This is a genomic window from Kitasatospora sp. NPDC101155 (assembly GCF_044768305.1).
Taxonomy (GTDB): Bacteria; Actinomycetota; Actinomycetes; order Streptomycetales; family Streptomycetaceae; genus Kitasatospora.
This window is the reverse complement of sequence record NZ_JBIWPN010000002.1, coordinates 300289-322497: the sequence shown is the minus strand read 5'-3', so window position 1 is coordinate 322497 and position 22209 is coordinate 300289. Positions and strand designations below refer to the sequence as shown.

General features: G+C 74.2%; 23 protein-coding genes. 13 read left to right on the top strand and 10 right to left on the bottom strand.

Features of this window, described 5'->3' with window-relative positions:
• Positions 1-33 precede the first annotated feature (33 nt).
• The 4 genes from ACIRYZ_RS03965 to ACIRYZ_RS03950 all read right to left on the bottom strand — a co-directional run bounded on the left by ACIRYZ_RS03965 (position 34) and on the right by ACIRYZ_RS03950 (position 3691).
• A complete protein-coding gene (locus ACIRYZ_RS03965) occupies positions 34-951 on the bottom strand; it encodes an ADP-ribosylglycohydrolase family protein (protein ID WP_402939137.1) in 918 nt (305 codons plus the stop codon).
• A gap of 107 nt (positions 952-1058) precedes the next feature.
• The gene (locus ACIRYZ_RS03960; protein WP_402939135.1) at positions 1059-1646 is read right to left on the bottom strand and encodes a TetR family transcriptional regulator; all 588 of its coding nucleotides are present in this window, start codon (positions 1644-1646) and stop codon (positions 1059-1061) included.
• 54 nt (positions 1647-1700) lie between these two features.
• Positions 1701-2714, bottom strand: coding sequence for an aldo/keto reductase (locus tag ACIRYZ_RS03955; RefSeq protein ID WP_402939132.1), 1014 nt, complete (start codon positions 2712-2714; stop codon positions 1701-1703).
• 134 nt (positions 2715-2848) lie between these two features.
• A complete protein-coding gene (locus ACIRYZ_RS03950; RefSeq protein ID WP_402939129.1) occupies positions 2849-3691 on the bottom strand; it encodes a class I SAM-dependent methyltransferase in 843 nt (280 codons plus the stop codon).
• A 180-nt stretch (positions 3692-3871) separates the two neighbouring features.
• On the opposite strand from ACIRYZ_RS03950, the gene ACIRYZ_RS03945 reads away from it, so the two are divergent.
• The 8 genes from ACIRYZ_RS03945 (at position 3872) to paaE (ending at position 12235) form a co-directional block, all read left to right on the top strand.
• On the top strand, positions 3872-5245 hold the full coding sequence (locus ACIRYZ_RS03945) for a sensor histidine kinase (RefSeq protein ID WP_402939126.1): 1374 nt from the start codon (positions 3872-3874) through the stop codon (positions 5243-5245).
• Complete coding sequence (locus tag ACIRYZ_RS03940; RefSeq protein ID WP_387614174.1) at positions 5242-5901, top strand: response regulator; 660 nt, start codon at positions 5242-5244, stop codon at positions 5899-5901. Before ACIRYZ_RS03945 ends, ACIRYZ_RS03940 begins: the two co-directional genes overlap by 4 nt.
• A gap of 650 nt (positions 5902-6551) precedes the next feature.
• Complete coding sequence (locus ACIRYZ_RS03935) at positions 6552-7997, top strand: M20 family metallopeptidase (RefSeq protein ID WP_402939123.1); 1446 nt, start codon at positions 6552-6554, stop codon at positions 7995-7997.
• A 381-nt stretch (positions 7998-8378) separates the two neighbouring features.
• Entirely contained in the window at positions 8379-9317 is a 939-nt protein-coding gene (gene paaA, locus ACIRYZ_RS03930; protein ID WP_393024617.1) for a 1,2-phenylacetyl-CoA epoxidase subunit PaaA, read from the top strand.
• Positions 9314-9631: a 1,2-phenylacetyl-CoA epoxidase subunit PaaB gene (paaB, locus tag ACIRYZ_RS03925; RefSeq protein ID WP_355670425.1), complete on the top strand. Its 318-nt coding sequence runs from the start codon at positions 9314-9316 to the stop codon at positions 9629-9631. Before paaA ends, paaB begins: the two co-directional genes overlap by 4 nt.
• A complete protein-coding gene (gene paaC, locus ACIRYZ_RS03920; RefSeq protein ID WP_402939119.1) occupies positions 9615-10550 on the top strand; it encodes a 1,2-phenylacetyl-CoA epoxidase subunit PaaC in 936 nt (311 codons plus the stop codon). Before paaB ends, paaC begins: the two co-directional genes overlap by 17 nt.
• 8 nt (positions 10551-10558) lie before the next feature.
• A complete protein-coding gene (gene paaD / locus ACIRYZ_RS03915) occupies positions 10559-11089 on the top strand; it encodes a 1,2-phenylacetyl-CoA epoxidase subunit PaaD (RefSeq protein WP_402939116.1) in 531 nt (176 codons plus the stop codon).
• Positions 11090-12235: a 1,2-phenylacetyl-CoA epoxidase subunit PaaE gene (paaE, locus tag ACIRYZ_RS03910; RefSeq protein ID WP_402939114.1), complete on the top strand. Its 1146-nt coding sequence runs from the start codon at positions 11090-11092 to the stop codon at positions 12233-12235. It abuts the gene before it with no gap.
• Between the two features lie 14 nt (positions 12236-12249).
• Here paaE and ACIRYZ_RS03905 read toward each other — a convergent pair whose 3' ends face one another.
• Together ACIRYZ_RS03905 and ACIRYZ_RS03900 are read right to left on the bottom strand one after the other, a co-directional pair.
• The gene (locus tag ACIRYZ_RS03905) at positions 12250-13329 is read right to left on the bottom strand and encodes an NAD(P)-binding domain-containing protein (RefSeq protein WP_402939535.1); all 1080 of its coding nucleotides are present in this window, start codon (positions 13327-13329) and stop codon (positions 12250-12252) included.
• A gap of 186 nt (positions 13330-13515) precedes the next feature.
• A complete protein-coding gene (locus ACIRYZ_RS03900) occupies positions 13516-13887 on the bottom strand; it encodes a YbjQ family protein (RefSeq protein WP_393024186.1) in 372 nt (123 codons plus the stop codon).
• 123 nt (positions 13888-14010) lie between these two features.
• Here ACIRYZ_RS03900 and ACIRYZ_RS03895 point away from each other — a divergent pair, with 123 nt between their 5' ends.
• The 3 genes from ACIRYZ_RS03895 to ACIRYZ_RS03885 all read left to right on the top strand — a co-directional run bounded on the left by ACIRYZ_RS03895 (position 14011) and on the right by ACIRYZ_RS03885 (position 16354).
• Positions 14011-14940, top strand: coding sequence for a hypothetical protein (locus tag ACIRYZ_RS03895; RefSeq protein WP_402939111.1), 930 nt, complete (start codon positions 14011-14013; stop codon positions 14938-14940).
• Positions 14941-15008: 68 nt separating this feature from the next.
• Positions 15009-15545: a hypothetical protein gene (locus ACIRYZ_RS03890; protein WP_402939108.1), complete on the top strand. Its 537-nt coding sequence runs from the start codon at positions 15009-15011 to the stop codon at positions 15543-15545.
• A 50-nt stretch (positions 15546-15595) separates the two neighbouring features.
• The gene (locus ACIRYZ_RS03885) at positions 15596-16354 is read left to right on the top strand and encodes an aminoacyl-tRNA hydrolase (RefSeq protein WP_402939106.1); all 759 of its coding nucleotides are present in this window, start codon (positions 15596-15598) and stop codon (positions 16352-16354) included.
• Between the two features lie 129 nt (positions 16355-16483).
• Here the strand turns inward: ACIRYZ_RS03885 and ACIRYZ_RS03880 are convergent, their stop codons facing one another.
• Genes ACIRYZ_RS03880 through ACIRYZ_RS03870 form a run of 3 tightly spaced genes read right to left on the bottom strand, consistent with a single transcriptional unit; the run spans position 16484 to position 18914 of the window.
• The gene (locus ACIRYZ_RS03880; RefSeq protein WP_402939103.1) at positions 16484-17236 is read right to left on the bottom strand and encodes a hypothetical protein; all 753 of its coding nucleotides are present in this window, start codon (positions 17234-17236) and stop codon (positions 16484-16486) included.
• A gap of 17 nt (positions 17237-17253) precedes the next feature.
• Positions 17254-18000, bottom strand: coding sequence for a hypothetical protein (locus ACIRYZ_RS03875; protein ID WP_402939100.1), 747 nt, complete (start codon positions 17998-18000; stop codon positions 17254-17256).
• The gene (locus ACIRYZ_RS03870; protein WP_402939097.1) at positions 17997-18914 is read right to left on the bottom strand and encodes an ATP-binding cassette domain-containing protein; all 918 of its coding nucleotides are present in this window, start codon (positions 18912-18914) and stop codon (positions 17997-17999) included. The genes ACIRYZ_RS03875 and ACIRYZ_RS03870 overlap by 4 nt, the downstream gene beginning before the upstream one ends.
• 238 nt (positions 18915-19152) lie before the next feature.
• Here ACIRYZ_RS03870 and ACIRYZ_RS03865 point away from each other — a divergent pair, with 238 nt between their 5' ends.
• Together ACIRYZ_RS03865 and ACIRYZ_RS03860 are read left to right on the top strand one after the other, a co-directional pair.
• Positions 19153-20358, top strand: coding sequence for a sensor histidine kinase (locus ACIRYZ_RS03865; RefSeq protein WP_402939095.1), 1206 nt, complete (start codon positions 19153-19155; stop codon positions 20356-20358).
• Positions 20359-20402: 44 nt separating this feature from the next.
• Positions 20403-21062 carry a response regulator gene (locus tag ACIRYZ_RS03860; RefSeq protein ID WP_402939532.1) on the top strand — a complete coding sequence of 220 codons (660 nt, stop codon included), beginning with the start codon at positions 20403-20405 and terminating at the stop codon, positions 21060-21062.
• Between the two features lie 44 nt (positions 21063-21106).
• On the opposite strand, the gene ACIRYZ_RS03855 is transcribed toward ACIRYZ_RS03860, so the two are convergent.
• The gene (locus ACIRYZ_RS03855) at positions 21107-22174 is read right to left on the bottom strand and encodes an ABC transporter ATP-binding protein (RefSeq protein WP_402939092.1); all 1068 of its coding nucleotides are present in this window, start codon (positions 22172-22174) and stop codon (positions 21107-21109) included.
• Positions 22175-22209: the final 35 nt, after the last annotated feature.

Genomic DNA, 22209 nt, shown 5'->3' with positions numbered 1-22209 from the left:
ACGTCTTCCCGGGACGTCCGGGCACCGTTCGGTTCAGGGCCCGGTCGACACCTCGGCGACCCAGTCCGGCAGCTCCTCGCGGGCGGCGAGCCAGGCGGGCGGGACGTCCGCGAGCCCGGTGCGGGCGGCGACCACCCCGGCGGCGATGGCGCAGGTGGTGTCCATGTCGCCGGCGCCCTCCAGGGTGTGCCAGATCGCCTCGGGCAGCGAGTCCAGGTGCCCGGCGGCGGACCAGAGGGCGAACGGGACGGTGTCCGGGGCGGAGATCATCAGCCCCGAGCCCAGTACGGCGGCTGCGTGCCGGACGCTGGTGTGCCCCGGCATCCGGGCGGCGATCCGCAAACCGGAGCGGACCTCGCTGTCCGGCAGTCGCCCGGCCACCTCGCTCAACAACTCGGCCCGGCCGGGTGGGGTTTGCCCCCGGCTGCGGACGGCGAGCGCCGCGGCGAGTGCGACCGCCACCGCCCCGGCGACCGCCTCGGGGTGGAAGTGCGTGGTGAGCGCCTGGAGTTCGGCCTGCCGGACCGTCTCGTCCAGGTCGTCGGCGAACCAGGCGCCCAGCGGGGCGACCCGCATCGCCGCGCCGTTCCCGTGCGAGCCCTGACCCTCGAACTGGCCCGAGGTGATGGCGCGCCAGTCCCCGCCGGAGCCGATCCCGCGCAGCACCCGGTGCATCGAGGGACCGTACTTGCGTGCGTACTCGCGGGTGTACTCCGCCGCGAACTCCTCGGCCAGCGCGTCCTGTCGGACCTCGCCGCGGGTAGTCAGGTGGCGGACCAGGACGAGGGCCATCGCGGTGTCGTCGGTCCAGTGCCAGGGCGCCGGGCGGGCCAGCCGGGCAGCCAGGGCGGCGGACGTCTCGTCGGCCGGGACCGAGAACCAGCGATCGCCGAAGGCGTCGCCGAGGGCGAGCCCCCGCAGGCTGTCCAGGACCGGGCCGGCCGCACGCATGTCATCCTCCGAGTGAGATCAACTGTGTGCGACAGTCTGCCCGACGGCCGAGGCGCCGGCGACCGGATTTCACTCCGGACGCCGGCGCCTGGACCCGATGATCTGCGTCACTTCGCCTTCAGGCCACCGAGAACGAGCTTCCAGACGGCCTCGAAGCGCTCGTCCGCGGCCGGCTCGGACCAGGTGGGCGCATAGGCCGGGTCGTGGAAGGGGGTGGTGGCGTCGAAGACCGCGCGGGAGGTGGTGAGGACGTGGGCGAGCCTGAACTCCTTGCCGTCGATACCGTCCTGGACGATCTGGGCGATCTGCTTGACCAGGGTGTCGATGTGCGCCGCCACGGTGCCGCTGTTCTCGTCGACCAGCACCATGTAGGTGGCGAACAGCTCCGGATCGTCCAGCGCCTTCTTCCGCTTGGCCGCGAACAGCGTGCTCAGCCAGCGCTTGAGGCGCTCGGCCGCGCCGCCGGCGTCGGTCGAGATGGTCTCCAGCTCGTGGTGCGCCTGGTCGAGCCAGCGCTGGGTGACCGCCTCGCGCAGGGCGGCCTTGCTGGGGAAGTGGCGGTAGACGCTGCTGTGGCTGACGCCGAGGTCGCGGGCGACGTCCACGACGGTGGCCTTGGCCGGGCCGAACCGACGCAGGACCTCCTCCGCCGCGATCAGGATCTGCTCGGCGGTGAGTGCGGTGTCCGTGGTCACGGGGAGGGCCGTCCTTAGGGTCGTGCGGTCAGGTGGTGCGGAGGTTTCCGCTGGTCAGCGCTCGCTGTCCAGGTTCGCCATCTGCGCGGCAGCGTACCGGTCGCCGGCGGCGGCACCGGCGGGGACGGCCGCGTCGATGGCGGCGAGGTCCTCTGCGGTCAGCGTGACGTCCAGCGCGCCGAGGGCCTCGGTCAGGCGCTCCCGGCGACGGGCGCCGATCAGCGGGACGATGTCCTCGCCGCGCGAGGCGACCCAGGCGATGGCGACCTGGGCGACGCTCGCGCCCTTGGCGGTGGCGACCTGGCGCAGCGCCTCGACGAGCGTGAGGTTGTGGGTCAGGTTGTCGCCCTGGAAGCGCGGGCTCTGGCCGCGGAAGTCGGTGCCGGCCAGCGGGCGGTCCTGGTCCCAGTGGCCGCTGAGCAGGCCGCGGGAGAGCACGCCGTACGCGGTGATGCCGATGCCGAGTTCACGGGCGGCGGGCAGTACGGCGGCCTCGATCGAGCGGGAGAGCAGCGAGTACTCGATCTGCAGGTCGCTGATCGGGTGGACGGCGGAGGCGCGGCGCAGGGTGTCGGCGCCCACCTCGGACAGGCCGATGTGGCGGACGTAACCGGCCTTCACCAGGTCGGCGATGGCGCCGACGGTCTCCTCGATGGGCACCTTGGGGTCGAGGCGGGCCGGGCGGTAGATGTCGATGTGGTCGGTGCGCAGGCGGCGCAGGGTGTAGGCGAGCGCGGTCTTGGTGGCCGCCGGGCTCGCGTCGTAGCCGAGCCACTGGCCGTTCGGGTCGCGCTGGGCGCCGAACTTCACGCTGATCTGCACGCTCTCGCGGTCGCGGCCGCGCAGTGCCTCGTGGATCAGCAGCTCGTTGTGGCCCATGCCGTAGAAGTCGCCGGTGTCGAGGAGGGTGATTCCGGCGTCCAGGGCGGCGTGGATGGTGGCGATGCCCTCGGCCTCGTCGGCCGGGCCGTAGAGGTCGGACATGCCCATGCAGCCGAGGCCGAGGGCGGAGGTGACGGGCCCGGAGGTGCCGAGCGCGCGCTGTGCGGGGCGGGTGGTCGAGGCCATGAGTGCTCCAGGGACGGGTGTGGCGCCGGGGGGCGCGGGTGATGTGACCCAAGTTTCACTATGGCATGACAGCGAACAGATTTCAAAATCTGTTCGCTGTCGTCTGTCGTCTGTTATCTGAAATCTGTCGACTGTCATCTGTTCGGATCGGGCTCCGGAGTGAGGGCAAGGGCGAGGGCAGGGGCAGTGGCGGAGGCGGGCGGGGCCGGGGCCGGCGCCCAGTCCTGCTGTCCGCCCGGCGAGCGCAGCAGGTAGGCCCGGGCGGGCGGCAGGTTGCGCCACACCGTGCGCTCGCCCAGCCCGTACGTCGCCTCGAAGCGTCGCAGCAGCCGTGCCACCACCCGGTGGCGGGCGACCCGGCGGGGCCCGGAGGTGAGCGTGCGTGCCGTCGTGGTGCCGAGGTAGCCGAAGTAGGTCAGCTCCCCGCCGGGCGCCAGCAGCCGTAGGTAGAGGTCGAGGAGGTCCCGGACCTGGGTCGGCTCGAAGTTCGTGAACGGCAGGCCGGACACGATCACGTCGTACCGCTCCTCGGAGCCCGGGGCGGCCCCCGCGACCTCGCCCCCCGCCTCCGGCAGCTCCTCCACTCGGCAGGCCGAGAGTCGCAGCCCCACCCCCGGTCGGCGCGCCGCCAGGACCGGGTCCTCCCGCAGCCGCTCGGCGAACCGCGGGTTCGCCTCGACCACGTGCAGCCGGTCGCCCGGGCGCAGTACCTGGGCCAGCCGCCGGGTCACCGCCCCCGTCCCGGCGCCTACCTCCAGCACCGAGATCGGCCGGTTCGGACGGCTGGTCGCCGGCACCACCAGCGCGTTCACCAGCTCCGCGCCGCTCGGTGCCAGCGCGCCGGTGTCGTGGAAGGTGCGCAGTGCCTCGGCGAGGAACAGCAGGTGGTCCCCGCCGGGCGGCGAGCCGAGTGCGCCGTGCGAACTGGTCTGCGGCGGAAGGGAGTCGGGGCGGTGGCGGAGCTGTCCGTTCGTCATGCCGTCGACGCTAGGGAGACCGGGCGGGCCCGGAATCGGCCGGAGAGCGGCATCGCCCCCCGACCAAAGTCGAGGGTGCGGCTACCCGGGAGACGGGAGCGCCGCGTCGCCGCCCGCCCTAGCATCGAGCGAGCGAATGGACGGACAGGCGGACGGACGAGGCGGGAGGGGAGGAGCCTGATGCGCACTGGCCTGCTCGGCTGGTTCGGCCCGGACCTCCGGCCCTGGACCGACACACTGCTGCTGCTCGGCGTGCTCGCCCTCACCGTGGAGGAGGGTCTCGTCCAGTGGCTGAACACCGACAGCCCGCTGCGCCTGCCCCGGACGGCCATGGCCGCGCTCGCCGCGCTGTCCCTGCTGTTCGCCCGCCGCTACCCGGTGGCCTCCGCCGTCCTGCCGGTGCTCACCGGCGGCCTGTTCAACCGGGCCTTCCCGGCCCTGTTCAGCGTCTACTACCTCGCCTCCCTCGGACGGATCGGACCGGCGGTGGTCGGCGGCGCGGCGATTGCGGTGCTCAGCGCGACCGGCGCCGACTCGCTGGTCGGCTGGGCGGGCACCATCGGCTCCCAACTCCTCGTCCAGGCCGCCGTCCTGTCCGTCGGGCTGTGGCTGCACGGCCGCCGGGTGCTGATCCGCACCCTGCACGAGCAGGTCGAAACGCTGCGCCGCGAGCGGGAGTTGCGTGCCGAGCAGGCCAGATCCGCCGAACGCGCCCGGATCGCCCGGGAGATGCACGACGTGCTGGCCCACCGCCTCAGTCTGCTGGTGCTGCACGCCGGGGTGCTGCGCGACCAGGCCCGCGCCGGGACCGCCGCCGCCGACCCGGACCGGCTCACCCACCGCCTCGAACTGCTGCGCACCGCCGCCGCCCGCTCGCTCGACGACCTGCGCGACGTCCTCGGCGCCCTGCGTGCCGACCCGCCGGAGTGGCCCGCCGCCGAGGACGAGCGGCCCGGGCCGACCGGGACGACCCGTGTCCCGGCGCCCGCCCTGCGCGACCTCACCGAGCTGGTCGGCGAGGCGATCCAGGCCGGGCAGCAGGTCGAACTCGCCGTCTCCGGCGACCCGGAGGCCGTACCGACCACCCACCGGCTGGCCGTCCACCGGGTCGTCCAGGAAGCGCTGACCAACGCCCGCAAGTACGCGCACGCCGCGCCCGTCACCGTCCGGGTCGGCTACGGCGGGCCCGCGACCACCGTCGAGGTCCGCAACGGTCCGGGCGGGACGTCGCCGAACGGGTCCGGCACCGGCGGCGGGTACGGCCTGGTCGGACTCGGTGAACGGGTCGGCGCACTGGGCGGTCACCTCGACGCGGGCCCGGACGCCGCCGACGGCTTCCGGCTCTCCGCCCGGTTGCCCGCGCCGGACCGCCCGTCGCAGCCGTTCCCCGCCCCCGGCGGTGGTCCGACCCCGCGGCCACCGATCCCGCGGCCACCGACCGCGGAGCCGCCGACCGGAGAGCCGCCGCCCCCGGAGCCGCTGGCCCAGGAACCATCGGTCCCGCAGCCACCGCCCCCGGAGCCAACGATCCCGCAGCCCAAGGACGCCTCATGATCCGCACGATGGTGGTCGACGACGACGCGCTGGTTCGCCTCGGTCTGGTCGACCTCCTCGCCCAGGACCCGGCCCTGACCGTGGTCGCCGAGGCCGCCGACGGGCTGCAGGCCGTCGAGCTCGCCCGCGGCCACCGGATCGACGTCGCGCTGATGGACATCCGGATGCCCCGGCTCGACGGTATCGCCGCCACCCGGCGGCTGCGCGAACTGCCGGACGGCCCGCGGGTGATCGCGCTCACCACCTTCGACCTGGACGAGTACGTGTACCAGGCGCTCGCGGCCGGGGCCGACGGCTTCCTGCTCAAGGACACCCCGCCCGCCGAGATCGCCCGGGCCGTCCACGTGGTCGCCGGGGGCCAGGGGATGCTGCACCCGGCGGCCGCGCGACGGCTGATCGACCGGTACCACCGGGTCGGCGCGCCCCGGTCGGTCGCCGCCCGCAGCCGGGTCGCCGGGCTCACCCCGCGTGAGACCGACGTGCTGCGCGAACTCGCCGACGGGCTGTCCAACGCCGAGATCGCGGGCGTGCTGGGGATGCGGGAGAGCACCGTCAAGGCGCACGTCAGTCGGATCCTGACCGCGCTCGGCGTGGGCAACCGGGTCCAGGCCGCGCTGCTCGCACGGGATGCGGGGGTGGTCGGGGACGGTGCCTGACGACGGGCGCGCGCGAGGGCGGGGTGGGGCGCAGTGCCGGACGGTGTTCACACGGATGTTCCCCGGACGTCAGGCCGGGCGTCGCGGCGGGCTTCCCTGAGCCGCCGCGTGCCCCCGGTTCGTACCGCCTGCTGAGCCGCTGTCACCCATCCGGCCTGGAAATGCCGTGCCTTGGCGGTTTGCGCTGCCGAACCCGGGCGGCGGGTCCATGGTGGAGATGGGCGCGATCCGGCGACCGCGCCCGCGTGCCGATCCGGGCCCGCGCGCCGAGCGCCCGTCGCCGTTGTCCGACGGGTGTGCCAGGTTGGGGCCGGTGCCGGCACGCTGGGAGCAGGGCCACCTCGCAGGAAACCGAACGGTTCTTCTAGGCTCACATCTCGGCTTCCCTGCGGCGGTCCGGCTTCCGCGCCCGCTGCCAGGAGACCGCCGTGCACGGGGCTCCGGGCGGACCGGGGCACCGGATCGAGCGAGGAGGACGCAATGCCAAGCACGCCGCCCAGCCGTTCCACCGCACTTGGGCCAGACGGGCCGTTCCGACCGGCCGTGAATCATCCCGGCCGACCGGTGCGGTCCGGGCGGGCCTGGCACCCGGGCGGGAGCGGTCAGCCGGTACGGCCGCTGAATACCGGCGGCGGCCGCGGAGGCGAGCGTTGAGTCCCCAGATCGTCGGGTCGCCGGCCGCGCCGGGTGCCGCCGCCGAACCCGACCGCGTACCGGTGACTGTCCCGGCCGCCGCCGACGGCGAGGCCCTCGTGGTGGCCGCCGGTGCCGCTGCCGCTTCCGGTACTGTGCCCGGAACCGCGCCCGGAACCGCTTCCGCTACCGTCACGTCTGTCACGTCTGCCAAGTCCGCCACTTCTGCGGCTTCCAGCACTTCCAGCACCTCCGCGACGGCCAAGTCCGCTGCTGCCGGTGCCACTGCGGCGCTGTCCGGCCTGCCGCAGGCGCTCAGCGCCCGTGCCCGTACCCTCGTCGGCGCCGTCCGGCGGCGCTGCGCCGACTTGGCGCGGATCGAGTCGCCGAGCGGGGACGCGCCCAGACTCGACGCACTGGCCGAGGAGTTGGCGGCTGGCTTTCGGGTCACCGGGGCCACTGCCCGCCGTGAACCCGGGCCGGCCGGTGACCATCTCGTCCTGGAGTGGGAGGGGCGCGACGAGACGCTGCCGCATCTGCTGATCGTCGGCCACCACGACACCGTCTGGCCGGTCGGCACACTGGCCGACTGGCCGGTGGCCGAGCAGGACGGGCGGCTCACCGGGCCCGGCGTGGTCGACATGAAGGGCGGACTCGCCATCCTGGAGGGCGCGTTGGCGCTGCTCGCGGACCTGGGGGAGCGGCCGCACCGCACCGTGCGGCTGGTCGTGGTCTCCGACGAGGAGGTCGGCAGCCCGGACGGGCGTCGCCTGGTCGAGCGCCAACTGCGCGGGGCGGCGGCGGCGCTGGGGCTGGAGCCCCCGCATCCGGACGGCCGGCTGAAGACCGCGCGGCGCGGCAGCACCCGGGTCCGGCTCACCGTGACCGGGCGGGAGGCCCACGCGGGCAACGACGCCCACGACGGGGTGTCGGCGGTGGACGAGCTCGTCGACCAGCTGGTGCTCGTCCGCGGACTCGCGGGCCAGCCCGGTACCGAGCTCAACGCCGGTCGGATCAGCGGGGGTTCGCGGGCCAATGTGGTGGCCGGTCGAGCCGAGGCGGAGCTCGGCCTGCGGTTCGCCACCGCGGAGGCGCAGCGCCGTACGCTGGACAACCTCGCCCGGCTGACCGCGCTGCGCCCGGGTGCCCGGGTGCGGACGGAGGTGCTGTCCAGCCGCCCGGCCTGGCCCGAGCGGACCGGCAACCCGCTGCTGCGGCACGTGCGTTCGCTCGCCGCGGTGCTCGGGCAGCAGTTGGACGGCGCCCCGGCGGGCGGGGCCGGGGACACCAACCTGCCGGGTTCGCGCGGACTGCCGACGCTGGACGGCTTCGGTGCGGTGGGCGCCGGCGCCCACGCCCGGCACGAGTACATCCGGCTGGACGAGCTCGCTCCGCGGATCGCGCTGCTGGCGGCGCTGCTCGCGGTGCCGCTGCCGCGGTTGCGGGACCGCGGGGAGGGGTGAGCCGAGACGGCGACGGCTGGCGGGGGGCGACCTGACAGGAGACGGCTAACAGGCCACAGCTGACAGAACACGGCTAACAGATAACAGCTGACAGATTTCAGTTTCTGTCAGCTGTTATCTGTTTCTGTGCCTGTCCGCACCCGGCGCGCGCCCACAGTCGTCCCGCCTGTACGTCGCCGTCCCTTGCCATCCCTTGCCATCCCTCCTCCCCACCGCGCAGAATGGGACCGACCGAACGGTCAGTCGGTTGGTGCGCGGCGTCGACGCAGGGAATGCCGAAGCAGTAAACGGCCGATGCAGGAAACAGGAGAGGGGCCCGTGGTGACAGCAGAGGTGGCCGAGCCGGTCCCCGCGCAGACACCGGAGGACCGTTTCGAGGCGGTGGTCGCCGCCGAGCAGCGGATCGAACCCAGGGACTGGATGCCCGACGCGTACCGGGCCACCCTGATCCGCCAGATCGCCCAGCACGCCCACTCCGAGATCATCGGCATGCAGCCCGAGGGCAACTGGCTCACCCGGGCCCCCTCGCTGCGCCGCAAGGCGATCCTGCTCGCCAAGGCCCAGGACGAGGCCGGCCACGGCCTCTACCTCTACGCCGCCGCCGAGACCCTCGGCGTCGACCGAGCCGAGCTCACCGAGAAGCTGATCAGCGGTCGCCAGAAGTACTCCTCGATCTTCAACTACCCCACCCTCACCTTCGCCGACGTCGGCGTGATCGGCTGGCTGGTGGACGGCGCCGCGATCTGCAACCAGGTCCCGCTCTGCCGCTGCAGCTACGGTCCGTACGCCCGCGCGATGGTGCGGATCTGCAAGGAGGAGTCCTTCCACCAGCGCCAGGGCTACGAGCTCCTGATGACCCTGATGCGCGGCACCGAGGCGCAGCGCCGGATGGTCCAGGACGCCGTCGACCGCTGGTGGTGGCCGTCGCTGATGATGTTCGGTCCCTCGGACGCCGACTCGCCGAACACCGCCCGCTCGATGGCCTGGCGGATCAAGCGCCACACCAACGACGAGCTGCGCCAGCGCTTCGTCGACATGACCGTCCCGCAGGCCGAGCACCTGGGCGTCACCCTTCCCGACCCCGAGCTGCGCTGGAACGAGGAGCGCGGCGGCTGGGACTTCGGCGAGCCGGACTGGTCCGAGCTGACCAGGGTCATCCACGGCCAGGGCCCCTGCAACGCCCAGCGGATCGACCGCCGGCGGGCCGCCCACGAGGACGGCGCCTGGGTGCGCGAGGCGGCCGTCGCCTACGCCGCCAAGCGCGCCGCCGAACAGACCGCAGCCGCCGAGCAGCACACCGAACAGGAGAACGGAAAGTGACCGAGCCCAAGGCTGAGTCCCCGGCTGAGTCCAAGGCCGGCTGGCCGCTGTACGAGGTGTTCGTGCGCCCCCGGCGCGGCCTGAACCACGTCCACGTCGGCTCGCTGCACGCCAGCGACGACCGGATGGCCCTGCTCGCCGCCCGCGACCTGTACACCCGCCGCAACGAGGGCGTCAGCCTGTGGGTGGTCCGCTCGGACGCGATCACCGCCTCCACCCCGGACGAGCGCGACCCGTTCTTCGAGCCCAGCGGCGACAAGGTCTACCGCCACCCGACCTTCTACGACATCCCCGAGGATGTCCCGCACATCTGACGGGGGAGCCACCGTGCACGACCACACCACGTCCACCACCGAGGACGACCACGTCTACCTCAGCCTCGTCGATGCCACGCCCGGCCCCGAGGGCGAGGGCCGCTGGGCGTACGGGACGGGCTTCGCCGACCCGCTGCTCGGCGTGGACACCGCCCTGCCCGCCGGCCTGGACGGCGCCGACCTCGCCGACTACTGCCAGATGCTCGGCGACGACGCCCTGATCCTCGCCCAGCGGCTGATCGAGTGGTGCACCCGGGCGCCCGAGCTGGAGGAGGAGGTCGCGCTCGCCAACCTCGGCCTCGACCTGCTCGGCCAGGCCCGGCTGCTGCTCACCCGGGCCGGGCAGGCGGACGGCTCCGGCCGCACCGAGGACGACCTGGCGTACTGGCGGGAGGAGCACGAGTTCCGCAACGTCCGCCTGGTGGAGACCCCGAACGGCGACTTCGCGTACTCGATCGCCCGACTGCTGCTGTTCGCCACCGCCCGCGGTGCCCTGTACGAGGCGCTGAGCGCGCACCCCGACCCGGTGCTGGCCGCGGTCGCCACCCGGGGCGTCAAGGAGCTGGCCTACCACCGCGAGTACGCCAGCGCCTGGACGCTGCGCCTCGGCGACGGCACACCGTACTCGGCGGAGCGGATGCAGGCCGGGCTGGACGCGGTCTGGCCGCTGCTGGAGGAACTGTTCACCGCGCACCCGGCGGAGCTGCGGGTGGGCGTCGACCCGGCGGAGCTGCGCGAACCGGTGCTGCGCTCGCTCGGCGCCGTCATCGCCGAGGCCGGGCTGACGGTGCCGGACGTCCCGCCGCTGGCCACCGTGCTCGGCCGGGCCGGCCGGGACGGGGTGCACACCGAGGCGCTCGGCCCGCTGCTGGCCGAACTGCAGGTGCTGGCCCGCGCACACCCGGGGGCGACGTGGTGACGGACACCGTGACCACCACCCGGGACCTGGCCTGGTCGGTCGCCGCGGCCGTCCCGGACCCGGAACTGCCCATGCTCACCCTGGCCGACCTGGGCGTGCTGGCCGAGGTCGAGGTGGACGGCTTCGGAGGCGCGGTGACCGCCTGGCTGACCCCGACCTACTCGGGTTGCCCGGCCGTCGCCGAGATGGCCGCCGACGTCGACCGCCGGCTGCGCGCGGCCGGGTACCCGGACGTCCGGGTGCGGCTGCGGCTGGACCCGCCGTGGTCCACCGACCTGATCACCGCGGAGGGCCGCCGCAAGCTCGCCGAGGCGGGCATCGCTCCGCCGCGTCCGACCTCGGCCGTCGGTGCCGCCGGGGCCGGTCCGGTGCCGCTGACCCTCGGGCCCACCCGCAGCGGAGCCGTGGCCCCCGTGCCCTGCCCGCTCTGCGGCGGCACCGACACGGAGGAGCTGTCCCGCTTCGGCTCCACCGCCTGCAAGGCGCTCTGGCGCTGCCGTGCCTGCCGTGAGCCCTTCGAACGCGTCAAGGAGATCTGAATGCCCGCCGCCTCTCCCGCAGCCACCCCTGCCGCGTCCGCCACGGACACCGTGCGCCCCGCCCGCCGCCCGAGCTTCCACCGGCTGCCGATCGACCGGGTGGAGCGGCTCTGCGACGACGCCGTGGCGGTGACCTTCGCGGTGCCGGAGAGCCTGGCGGCCGAGTACGCCTTCCGCCCCGGGCAGACCCTGACCCTGCGCAAGGTGGTGGACGGCGCCGACGAGCGCCGCTCGTACTCGATCTGCGCCCCCGTCGGCGGTCCGCTGCGGATCGCCGTCCGGGAGGTGCCCGGCGGGCTGTTCTCGCGCTGGCTGGTGCGCGAGGCCCGGCCCGGCGAGGAGGTGGAGGTGCTGACCCCGTCCGGCCTGTTCACCCCCGAACTCGGCGTCCCCGCCGACCACGTGCTGCTCGCGGCCGGCTCCGGCATCACCCCGATGCTGTCGATCGCCGCCTCCGTGCTGGCCGCCGACCGCCGCTCCACCGTCACCCTGCTCTACGGCAACCGGCGCAGTGACACCGTGATGTTCGCGGACGAGCTGGCCGACCTGAAGGACCGCTACCTCGGCCGCTTCCAGCTGGTCCACGTGCTCTCCCGGGAGACCAGGGACGCCGAACTGCTCAGCGGCCGGTTGGACCCGGAGCGGGTCCGGGCCCTGCTCGCGGCGCTGGTGGACGTCGCCGGCGTCGGGCAGTGGTGGCTGTGCGGCCCGTTCGGCATGGTCGCCGGGGCGAAGGAGCTGCTCGCCGAGCTGGCGGTGCCGGGCGAGCGGGTGCACCAGGAGCTGTTCCACGCCGAGGACGAGCCGCTCGCCGAGCGCGACGAGGACTGGGACCGCGCGGACGGCGACGCCGAGGGCGCGCCCGGCGAGCGCAGCGAGGTCACCGTCGTCCTCGACGGCCGCGGCAGCACCCTCACCCTCCCGCGCGACCGTTCGATCCTGGACGGCGCCCAGCGCTCCCGCCCCGACCTGCCCTTCGCCTGCAAGGGCGGGGTCTGCGGCACCTGCCGCGCCCTGGTCACCGAGGGCGAGGTGGAGATGCGCCGTAACTTCGCGCTGGAGGAGAAGGAGCTGGCGGCCGGCTACGTCCTCACCTGCCAGGCCCGTCCGCTCACCGACCGGGTGACGGTCGACTACGACCGCTGAGCCGCTGTCGCGCCTCAGACGGTGGTGAGCTCCTTCGCCGGGTCCCCGAGTAGTTTGACCAGGTCGTTGACGGCTGCGCGCCCGGCCCGATTGGCACCGACGGTGCTGGCGGAGGGGCCGTAGCCGACCAGGTGGACGCGCGGGTCGGCGGTGGCGCGGGTCCCGGTGAGCGCGATGCCGCCGCCGGGGGAGCGCAGGCCGAGCGGCGCGAGGTGGCCGACCTCGGGGCGGAAGCCGGTCGCCCAGACGATCGCGTCCACCGCCACCTCCTGCTCGCCCCAGGCGACCCCGTGTTCGGTGAGCCGGTCGAACATCGGCCGGCGGTGCAGCGCGCCCAACTCCTCGGCGCGCCGGTAGGCGACCGAGGGGCCGAGGCCGGTCACGCTCACCACGCTGCGTACGGGCAGGCCCTGGCGGACCCGCTCCTCGACCTCGGCGACCACGGCGCGCCCGTACTCTGGGGTGAACGGGCCCTCGTGGTAGACGGGTTCGGAGCGGGTGACCCAGACCGTCTCGCTCACCGCCGCCACCTCCGACAGCACCTGGATCGCCGAGGCGCCGCCGCCCACCACCAGGACGCGCCGGCCCGCGAACTCCTCGGGACCGTGGTAATCGGCGTAGTGCAGCTGCCGGCCCGCGAAGTGGCCCGGGTAGTGCGGGAGGAAGGGGCGGGTCCAGGTGCCGGTGGCGTTGATCAGCGCGCGGGTGGACCAGGTGCCCCGGTCGGTCTCGACCAGCAGGCGGGAGTCGGGGCGCTCGGACTCGGCACGCACCGCGCGGACCGCGACCGGGCGCACGACCGGGAGCGCGTGCCGGGCCTCGTACGCGGCGAAGTACCCCGGCACCACCTCGCGCGCGGAGGCCTCCGGATCGGTCGGCGGGAGCTCGGCGTCCGGGAGGTCGTGGAAGCCGTGCACGGTGGCCATCCGCAGGGACGGCGAGCGGTGCGCCCAGGCGCCGCCGGGGGAGGCGTTGGCGTCGAGCACGACGAAGCCGCCGTCGGCTCCCTCCCGGAAGGGGGCGAAGCCGCGGCGGCGCAGGTGGTAGGCGGCGGACAGGCCCGCCTGCCCGGCGCCCACCACCAGGACGTCCACGCGCCGCTGCGGGGCGTCGGGCCGCTGTCCGTCGGGAAGCCGCGGGACGCTGTTGGTTGCACCGTAAACAGTCACGCGGGTGAAACATCCAGGGGTCGGCGGCTGTTCCCGGTGCTCACGTCCGCCGCCCCGGTCACGTCGAAGCGCATCATCGACGCCGCGTTGCCGCGGCCCGCCGGTGGCGGTTCAGGCGATCGGGGAGACCACCGCGGCGGTGCCGTAGGCGCAGACCTCGGTGCCCACGTCCGCCGCCTCCGTCACGTCGAAGCGCATCATAAGCACCGCGTTGCCGCCGCGCGCCCTGGTCTGCTCGATCAGCCGCTGCATCGCCTCGTTGCGGCTCTCGACCAGGGTCTTCGTCAGACCCCGCAGCTCACCGCCGATCAGCGACTTCAGCCCGGCGCCGATCTGGCTGCCGATGTTGCGGCTGCGCACGGTCAGTCCGAAGACCTCGCCGATCACGCGGTCGACCCGGAAACCGGGGATGTCGTTGGTGGTCACGACCAGGACGTCGGCGTTCGGGCCCTGCCCGCCGCCGTACTCGTTGATGTCAGCCATGGCGCCCATCCTGCCGGGTCGTGCCTCCGAGTGACAGAGGCGCGGCCGGGCCGTGGCCGAGAAGGCTTCGCGAAGCTGGTTCAGACCGGTGATCGGGCGGCCGAAAAGCCGTACCGTAGCCCCATGGGCGAGCGAAGCGATCATCCACAGGGGCCGGGCGCGGCGGAGTACTCCGACGCGCCGGAGATCGAGGCGACGGTGGTGCTGGGCCTGCGGATCACCGACTGGCCGGCGCTGCGCGCGGCCGCGATCAGGGCCGTCGAGGAGTTGGACTTCGAGGGCATCGACCCGGCCGGCCAGCGCCGGGAACTGCTGCGCGAGGTGGCCGAGGACGCCAACGCGGCGCTCGGCGCGCTGCTGCACCCTGACCGGCTGGTGGCCGCCATCCCGGGCGTGGAGGCGATCGGCGGCACCCTGGAGATCAGCGTCACCGAGGACTTCACGCCGGACTTCGCCGAGCTGTTCCCGCTGGACGGCGAGGACGAGGACGGCGGCGCGGGCGCCGACTGGACCCTCACCCCGCGCACCGCCTGCCTGCTGCACGCCCAGCTGATCGGCCTGGGTGACGCCGCGTACGACGACCTCGACGAGCACGGGGACGACCCGGTGGTCGAGGCCGAGGACACCGACTGGACGGTCTTCGCCCGGCTGCCCCAGCGCACCTGGCGCCTCCACCGGGGCTGGCGCCGCTCGCTGGCCCGGGCCTTCGACGACCTGGCCGACGACCTCGCACTCGGCGAGTGGCCGCTGCCGCGCTGCCTGGCCGAGGAGATCGCGCTGCGGATGGCGCTGGTGGACGCCCGGGCGCTGCTGGGCTCCCAACCCGAGTCGGTGGCCGACATGATGGGTGATCTGCCGGCCGACCTGTACGACTACGACTGGGACGGCTGCCACGACGAGCTGTTCGGCGTGTACGGGCCGGACGACGGGGACCCGGAGCTGGGCGCGGAACAGCGCACCGAACTGCTGCTGGCGGCGACGCACCCGGAGGGGTGGTTCCTGATGTACGAGGACGCTGAGGAGCGGGACCCGCAGCGCGGGTACCGGCGCTGAGCGGGCGTCGGCCGGAGGTCCTTCCGGTGGGCCGGGCGTGGCGGCGGGTGGGCGGCTAGGCTGCGGATATGTCCGATGTGTCTGGTGTGTCCGGTCCGTTCGGTTCGTTCGGTGGTGCGGGTGTGTCCGGTCCGTCCTCGGGGGAGTCGGGCGGGGACGAGCCGGGGTTGGCCCGGGTCGCGCTCGGGCTGGACGGCGTGCAGGCGGCGCAGCGCGGGCGGACGGCCGAGGCGCGGGCCAGCTTCGAGGCGCTGTGGGAGGCGCTGGGCGAGCGGGACGTGTTCCACCGCTGCGTCCTGGCGCACTATCTGGCCGACTTGCAGGACGACCCGCGAGCCGAGCTGGAGTGGGACCGGCGGGCCCTCGCGGCCGCCGACTCGCTGACCGCCGAGCGCGCCCAGACGTACGAGTCGGCCCTCCAGGTGCGCGCCTTCTATCCCTCGCTGCACCTCAACCTGGCCTCGGACCACCTCAAGCTCGGCGAGCCGGACCTGGCGCGCGAGCAGCTCGAACGAGCGGTGCGGAGCCTGGACGCGCTGCCGGAGGACGTGTACAGCGCGGGCATCCGGGCGGCGGTGGACGAGCTGCGGCAGCGGCTGCGCTGAGCCCGGGGGCGGGCCGAGGCAGGGGTCGGTGGGGCTGGCATGCTGGACGGGTGACTTCTCCGTTCGATGCCCCGGCCCCCGTTTCCGCGCCCGACGACGCTCCCGGCGGCGTACCTGACACCGGGGACGCTCCCGCACCCGAGGGTCGTGACGCGCGGCCGCAGTACGTGCTGCCGCTGGTCGTCCGGCTGGAGAAGGCCACGCCACCGGGGCGGACGGACGCGCTGGAGACCTCGGCGCGGGCGGTGCTCACGCTTCTCGCCGACCCCCGGGTGACCGAGGCGGAGGGCGAGTGGGCGGAGCAGGTCACGGCCTGGGAGGACGCCCGGATCCGCAAGGTGGTCCGGCGGGCCCGGGGCGGGGAGTGGCGCCGGGCCGGGGAGCTGCCGGGCATCTCGCTGCGGGGGCGCGAGGCGGAGGTGCGGGTGTTCCCGCCGATTCCGCTGGACGGCTGGCCGAAGGAGCTCGCCAAGCTCCAGGTCTCCGGGACGGATCTGGAGGAGACGGCTGAGGTCGGCGTGCCCGAGCCGGGGCTGCCGGTGCTATGGCTCAATCCGGAGCTGGAGATGAGTGCGGGCAAGACGATGGCGCAGACCGGGCACGCCGCCCAGCTGGCCTGGTGGCGGCTGGACGACGCGCAGCGCAAGGAGTGGGCGGAGGCGGGTTTCGCGCTGGCGGTTCGGACGGCCTCGCCGGAGGCGTGGGAGGAACTGGTCCGCAGCGGGCTGCCGGTGGTCCAGGACGCCGGCTTCACGGAGATCGCGCCGGGCAGCTGCACGGTGATCGCGGACCATCCGGCGCTGCGGTGACGGGTCGCAGGGGGCGGGCCGTAGGGGGCGAGTAGCGAGTGGCGGGTAACAGATGACAGCGAACAGATAACAGATTTCGAAATCTGTTATCTGTTATCTGTTATCTGTTCGCTGTCCGCCGGCCCGCAGTCAGGCGCCCGAGGCCTGGTACCGCAGCATCGCCCGCCACCCGCCGTACACCGCTGCGGCAGTCCAGAGCGCCATGATCGCCAGTCCGGTCCAGTGGCCGTAGTGGATGCCCGGTTCGGTCTGGGTGCGCATCGCGTACAGGCCGGCCCGGTCGGGCAGGAACTGGCCGGCCTCGCGGACGCCGGGAATCGCGCCCAGCCAGGTGGTGCCGAGGAAGACCATCGGGGTGAGCAGGCCGAGTGCTGCGCTGAAGTTGCCCAGCATCGCGGTCAGTCCGAGGCAGATCAGCACCATCATCGGGTGGTAGAGCACGCCGGCCAGGAAGCTGCGGGCCAGGCCCGGGGTGGAGAAGTCCAGGCCGGCGGTGACGTCGACGGCGAGGAAGGAGCCCGCCGTCGAGGCCAGCCCCAGCAGCAGGCCCAGCCCGGCGCCGAGCGCGAGCTTGGCGCCGTAGAGCCGGCTGCGGCTGGGGACGGCCGTGAGCGAGGTGTCGATCATCCGGGTGTTGAACTCCTGCCCGATCAGCAGGATCCCGACGCAGGCCACCGCCACGTGGCCGAACAGCAGGCCGTAGTAGATCATGTTGGCCGGGTCCTTGCCGGAGCCCGGAGCCGGGGCGCCCTCGGCGGCGCTGACGGCCGAAGTGGCGCCGACTGTGAGTACCAGGGCGGTCAGCGGGGCGGCCCACTGCGAGGGCAGGGTGGTGAACTTGATCCGTTCGGCGCGCAGGGCGTTGCCGAGGCCCATCTTCATCTCTCCTTCGCGAACGGTCACTTGGCCCGCCGCATCGCCCGTAGGCCGCCGTAGGCGGCCAGCGCCGTCCAGGACGCCATGATCAGCAGTCCGGTCCAGTGCCCGTACGCGCTCTGCGAGTCGTCGGCGTAGCGCAGCGCGTACTGCCCGGCCCGGTCGGGCAGGAACTGGAAGACGTGGCGCGCCACGGGCAGGCCGGCCAGCATCGGCGAGAGCAGGAACACGGTCGGGGCCAACAGGCCCATGGCGGCGGTGAGATTGCCCAGCACCGCGGTCAGTCCGAGGCAGAGCACCACCAGCAGCGCCGGGTACAGCACCCCGGCCGTGGCCGCGCGGGCGAAGGCGGGGCCGTGCCAGTCGGCGGGCACGGTGGCCGCGTACCCGGCGTAGGCGCCCGCCGTGCCGAGCGCGCCTACGCCGAGGCCGATCAGAGCGCCCAACGCCAGCTTGGCGCCGTAGAGTCGACCGCGCCGGGGGACGGCGGCGAGCGAGACGTCGATCATCCGGGTGTTGAACTCCTGGCCGATCAGCAGGACGCCGAAGGCGACCAGCACCGCCTGGCCGAAGTTGAGCCCGTAGAAGATGCCGACGCCCGGGTCGTCGGTGATGTGGTGGTCCTTGTCCCCGAGTGCCGCCCCGACGGCCGCGGTGACCCCGGCGGTGAGCAGGACGGAGAGCAGCGGCGCCAGCCAGAGCGAGCGCAGCGTGGTGAGCTTGATCCGTTCGGCGCGGAAGGCGTTGACGGAGTACGACGGCGAATTCATGCGGCGGCCTCCGCCCGGAACTCGACGCTGTCGGCGGTCATTCGCATGAACGCCTCCTCCAGCGAGTCCTGTTGGACCGCGATCTCGTACAGCACCACGCCGTTGGCGGCGGCGAGCGCGGCGATCCGCTCGGGTTCGGCGCCGGCCACCTCCCAGGCGCCGCCGTCGACTTCGACGGCGTCCAGGCCGTGGCCGTCCCCGCCGAGCAGGGCGGCCAGCTTGGCCGCATCGACGGCGCGGACCCGGATCCGGGTGCGGCCGTGGCGCTCGATGAACTCGGAGGTGGCGGCGTCCGCGAGCAGCCGGCCGCGGCCGATCACCACCAAGTGGTCGGCGGTGAGAGCCATTTCGGTCATCAGGTGGGAGGAGACCAGCACCGCCCGGCCCTCGGCCGCCAGGTCGCGCAGCAGGGTGCGGATCCAGCGGATACCCTCCGGGTCCAGGCCGTTCACCGGTTCGTCCAGCAGCAGCACCGGTGGGTCCCCGAGCAGCGCCGCGGCCACCCCGAGGCGCTGGCGCATCCCGAGCGAGAAGCCCCGGGTCCGGCGCCCGGCCGCCTCCGTCAGTCCGACCTGGGCCAGCACCTCGCCGACCCGCCGCTGCGGCAGGCCGTTGCTCGCGGCGATCCAGCGCAGGTGGCCCTGCGCCGTCCGGCCGCCGTGCAGGGCGTGGGCGTCCAGCAGCGCGCCGACCTGCCGCAGTGGTGTGGTGAGTTCGGCGTACGGGCGGCCGCCGACCAGGGCGTACCCGGCGGTGGGGCGGTCCAGGCCGAGGAGCAGCCGCATGGTGGTGCTCTTCCCGGCGCCGTTCGGGCCGAGGAATCCGGTCACCAGGCCGGATCGGACCTCGAAGGTCAGGTCGTCGACGACCCGTCGTCCGTCGTACTCCTTGGTCAGGCCCTGGATCTCGATCACGGCTGCCCTTCCCTTCTCACAGATGGTCACCGCCAGCGCCCCGGACGGTGATTCCATTCGACCGGAGCGGGGCCGGTGGGCGGATCCCGCCGGGGTGGGGACGCGCCTCCCTCCCGGGAGGGAGATCGGGACGCCCCCGCGGGGGGCCGCGGGAGGGGCGTTGACCTGGCAGGATGGCCCGGTGCCAAGAATGACCGTGTCTCGGATCGGACGACTCAGGGGCGGAGCGCCCGGGTACGTGCTGCCCAGGCTCCTCGCGCCGCTGGTGGCCGGTGCCACCTACGCCCGGCTGTTGCACCTGCTGGTCGGGTGGATCTTCGCCGGCGTGGTCCTGCTGGTCTACCCGGGGACGTACCAGAAGAGCCTGGGGGAGATCCTGGCGGGGGCCGTCTGGTTGGACACCGTCCTGCTCGCGCTGGTCGCGCTCATCCCGGCCGCTCGCCGGGCCGAGGGCGTGCAGGCGCGGCTGCTGCTGGTGCCCGACCGTGAGGAGGACATCGCCGTCGAGCCCTCCCGTACCTGGGCCGACCGGCGGCGCACGGCGGGCTGGCTGATCGGGCGGGTGGTGCTCGGTTCGGTGATCGGCTTCGCGACGGTCTGGGGCCTCACCCCGGCGTTCAACCTGCTGACCGGGCCGCACGGCCTGTGGTACCTCCCGCTCGCCCCGGCGCTGGCGATCGGCTACGGCTGGCTGGTGGTGTGGGCGGGGCGCCTGCAACTCGTCATGGCCGCAAGGCTGCTGGGGCCGTCCCCGGCGGAGCGGCTGGCGGAGGCGGAGCTGCGGGCCGAACGGCTGCTGGAGCGCAACCGGTTGGCCCGCGAACTGCACGACTCCATCGGCCACGCCCTGACCGTGACGGTTCTTCAGGCGGGGGCGGCGCGCGAGGTGGGGGACCCGGCCTTCGTCGCCAAGGCGCTCGAGGTCATCGAGGAGACCGGGCGGCAGGCGATGGAGGACCTCGAACGCACCCTCGTCCTGCTGCGCGAGAGCCCGGCGGGGGCGGCCGGCGGCGCGGCCACCGAGCAGCCCGGGGTCGACCAGCTGCCCGTGCTCTTCGACACCGCGCGGGCGGCCGGCAGCCAGGTCGAGGCGCTGGTCGACCTGTCGGAGGGGAAGCTGCCCGGGGTGCTCTCCCGCGAGTCCTACCGGATCGTCCAGGAGGGCGTCACCAACGCGCTCAAGTACGCGCCCGGCGAGCCGATCAGCATACGGATCGGCGTCCGGGGCGGGCAGTTGGAGCTGCGCTGCGCCAACGCGATGTCGGCCGGAGGGGGCGTCGCGGCGCGAAATCCCGCCGCCGGGGCGCGCAAGGGCGGCAAGGGGCTGCGCGGCATCCGCGAGCGGGCCACGCTGCTCGGCGGGGAGGCCACGGCGGGGGCGTCGCAGGACTGCAGCGGGGAGTGGGTGCTGCATGTGCGGCTGCCCCTACGCTTGGGCTCGTGACGAATGATCTCGTGGCTGACGGTCCGACCAAGGGGATTGCCGGGATGACCGACATCCTGCTCGCCGACGACGAGGAGCTGGTCCGGGTCGGGATGCGGGCCGTCCTGGAGGCCCAGGGCGACCTGCGGGTCGTCGGCGAGGCGGCCGACGGCGCGCAGGCGGTGGCCCTGGCTCGCGCGCTGCGCCCGCAGGTGGTGCTGATGGACGTCCGGATGCCCGTCCTGGACGGACTGGCGGCCACCCGCGAGCTGCTGCGCCCCGACGGGTCGGGGGAGCGGCCGCCGCGGATCCTGGTGGTGACCACCTTCGAGAACGACGACTACGTCTACCAGGCGCTGCGCGCGGGCGCCGACGGCTTCCTGCTCAAGCGCTCCCGCCCGGCCGAGATCGCCCACGCGGTACGGCTGGTGGCGGCGGGCGAGTCGCTGCTGTTCCCGGCCGCGATCCGCCGCCTGGCGGCCGGGCACGGCAACCCCACCGCCCGCGCCGCCATGACCCGGGCGGCGCTGACCGAGCGCGAGGCGGAGGTGCTGCGGCTGATGGCGCGCGGGCTCAGCAACGGGGAGATCGCCGAGCAACTGTTCCTCGGGGTGCAGACGGTGAAGACACACGTCAGCAGCGTGCTGGCGAAGCTCGGCGCGCGGGACCGCACCCAGGCGGTGATCGCGGCGTACGAGTCGGGGTTCGTCGAGCCGTCGGAATGACCCCGGCGGGCCCGGCCGGCTGCGCGGTCAGGCCGGCCGCGCGGTCAGGCCGGGTAGGCGTGGGTCTGGGCGGCCTTGACCGAGGCCCAGACCGCCGCCCCCGGCGCCAGCCCCAACTCCGCGACCGCGGCCGGGGTGAGGTCGGCGGCCATCGGCAGCTCCCCGGACAGCTCGGCGCGCACCTGGTCGCCGTGCAGGTCCAGGCCGGTGACCTCGGCCTTCCACAGGTTGCGGGCACTGGACTGCGGCCGCTCCCGGTACAGGGTCACCGCGGAGGGCGGGAAGGCCACGAAGGCCGGACCGGTCAGCTCCTCGGCGGTGACCATGACCGTGCCGTCCGGGAGGGTGACCTGGGGGCCCTCGGCCCGGCCCTGGTACAGGTTCAGTCCGACCAGGCGGGCGATGTAGTCGGTGCGCGGCCGCCGGGCGACCTCCGCCGGGCTGCCGGACTGCACCTCCCGGCCGTCCTCGATCACCACCAGCCGGTCGGCCAGCACCATGGCGTCCAGCGGGTCGTGCGTCACCAGCACCGCCGCCGCCTCGAACTCCGCCAGATGGCGCCGTAGTTGAGCCCGCACGTCGAGCCGGGTGCGGGCGTCCAGGGCGGCCAACGGCTCGTCCAGCAGGAGCAGCCGGGGCCGGACGGCCAGCGCCCGGGCGAGCGCCACCCGCTGCGCCTGGCCGCCGGAGAGCCGGCCCGGACGTACCGTGGCATGCTCGGCCAGGCCCATCCGGTCCAGCCAGGCCGCGGCCTCGGCCCGGGCCTCGCGCTTCGGGCGGCCCTGGCAGCGCGGGCCGAAGGCGACGTTGTCGAGTGCGCTGAGGTGCGGGAACAGCAGGTAGTCCTGGAACACCACGCCGACCGGCCGCGCCTCGGCGGGGGTGTGCAGGCGCTGGGCCGGGTCCTCCAGGACGCGGCCGTCCAGGCGCAGGTGGCCGCCGGAGAGCGGGAGCAGGCCGGCCAGTGCGCGCAGGGCGGTGGACTTGCCGGCGCCGTTCGGGCCGAGCAGCGCGACCACCTCGCCGGGGGCGGCGGCGAGCGCGAGGTCGAGGGTGAACGCGGCGCGGTCCACCCGGAGGCGGGCGTCCAGGGCGGGGCTCGGGGTGCTCATCGGCTCTGCATTTCGGCTCTGCATTTCGGCTCTGC

Coding starts and splice junctions, on each gene's coding strand:
- ACIRYZ_RS03945 (WP_402939126.1), top strand. CDS start 3,872: ATGCGCACTGGCCTGCTCGGCTGGTTCGGCCCGGACCTCCGGCCCTGG.
- ACIRYZ_RS03895 (WP_402939111.1), top strand. CDS start 14,011: ATGGGCGAGCGAAGCGATCATCCACAGGGGCCGGGCGCGGCGGAGTAC.
- paaE (WP_402939114.1), top strand. CDS start 11,090: ATGCCCGCCGCCTCTCCCGCAGCCACCCCTGCCGCGTCCGCCACGGAC.
- ACIRYZ_RS03900 (WP_393024186.1), bottom strand. CDS start 13,887: ATGGCTGACATCAACGAGTACGGCGGCGGGCAGGGCCCGAACGCCGAC.
- paaC (WP_402939119.1), top strand. CDS start 9,615: ATGTCCCGCACATCTGACGGGGGAGCCACCGTGCACGACCACACCACG.
- ACIRYZ_RS03855 (WP_402939092.1), bottom strand. CDS start 22,174: ATGAGCACCCCGAGCCCCGCCCTGGACGCCCGCCTCCGGGTGGACCGC.
- ACIRYZ_RS03860 (WP_402939532.1), top strand. CDS start 20,403: ATGACCGACATCCTGCTCGCCGACGACGAGGAGCTGGTCCGGGTCGGG.
- ACIRYZ_RS03880 (WP_402939103.1), bottom strand. CDS start 17,236: ATGAAGATGGGCCTCGGCAACGCCCTGCGCGCCGAACGGATCAAGTTC.
- ACIRYZ_RS03965 (WP_402939137.1), bottom strand. CDS start 951: ATGCGTGCGGCCGGCCCGGTCCTGGACAGCCTGCGGGGGCTCGCCCTC.
- ACIRYZ_RS03950 (WP_402939129.1), bottom strand. CDS start 3,691: ATGACGAACGGACAGCTCCGCCACCGCCCCGACTCCCTTCCGCCGCAG.
- ACIRYZ_RS03955 (WP_402939132.1), bottom strand. CDS start 2,714: ATGGCCTCGACCACCCGCCCCGCACAGCGCGCGCTCGGCACCTCCGGG.
- ACIRYZ_RS03875 (WP_402939100.1), bottom strand. CDS start 18,000: ATGAATTCGCCGTCGTACTCCGTCAACGCCTTCCGCGCCGAACGGATC.
- ACIRYZ_RS03940 (WP_387614174.1), top strand. CDS start 5,242: ATGATCCGCACGATGGTGGTCGACGACGACGCGCTGGTTCGCCTCGGT.
- ACIRYZ_RS03890 (WP_402939108.1), top strand. CDS start 15,009: ATGTCCGATGTGTCTGGTGTGTCCGGTCCGTTCGGTTCGTTCGGTGGT.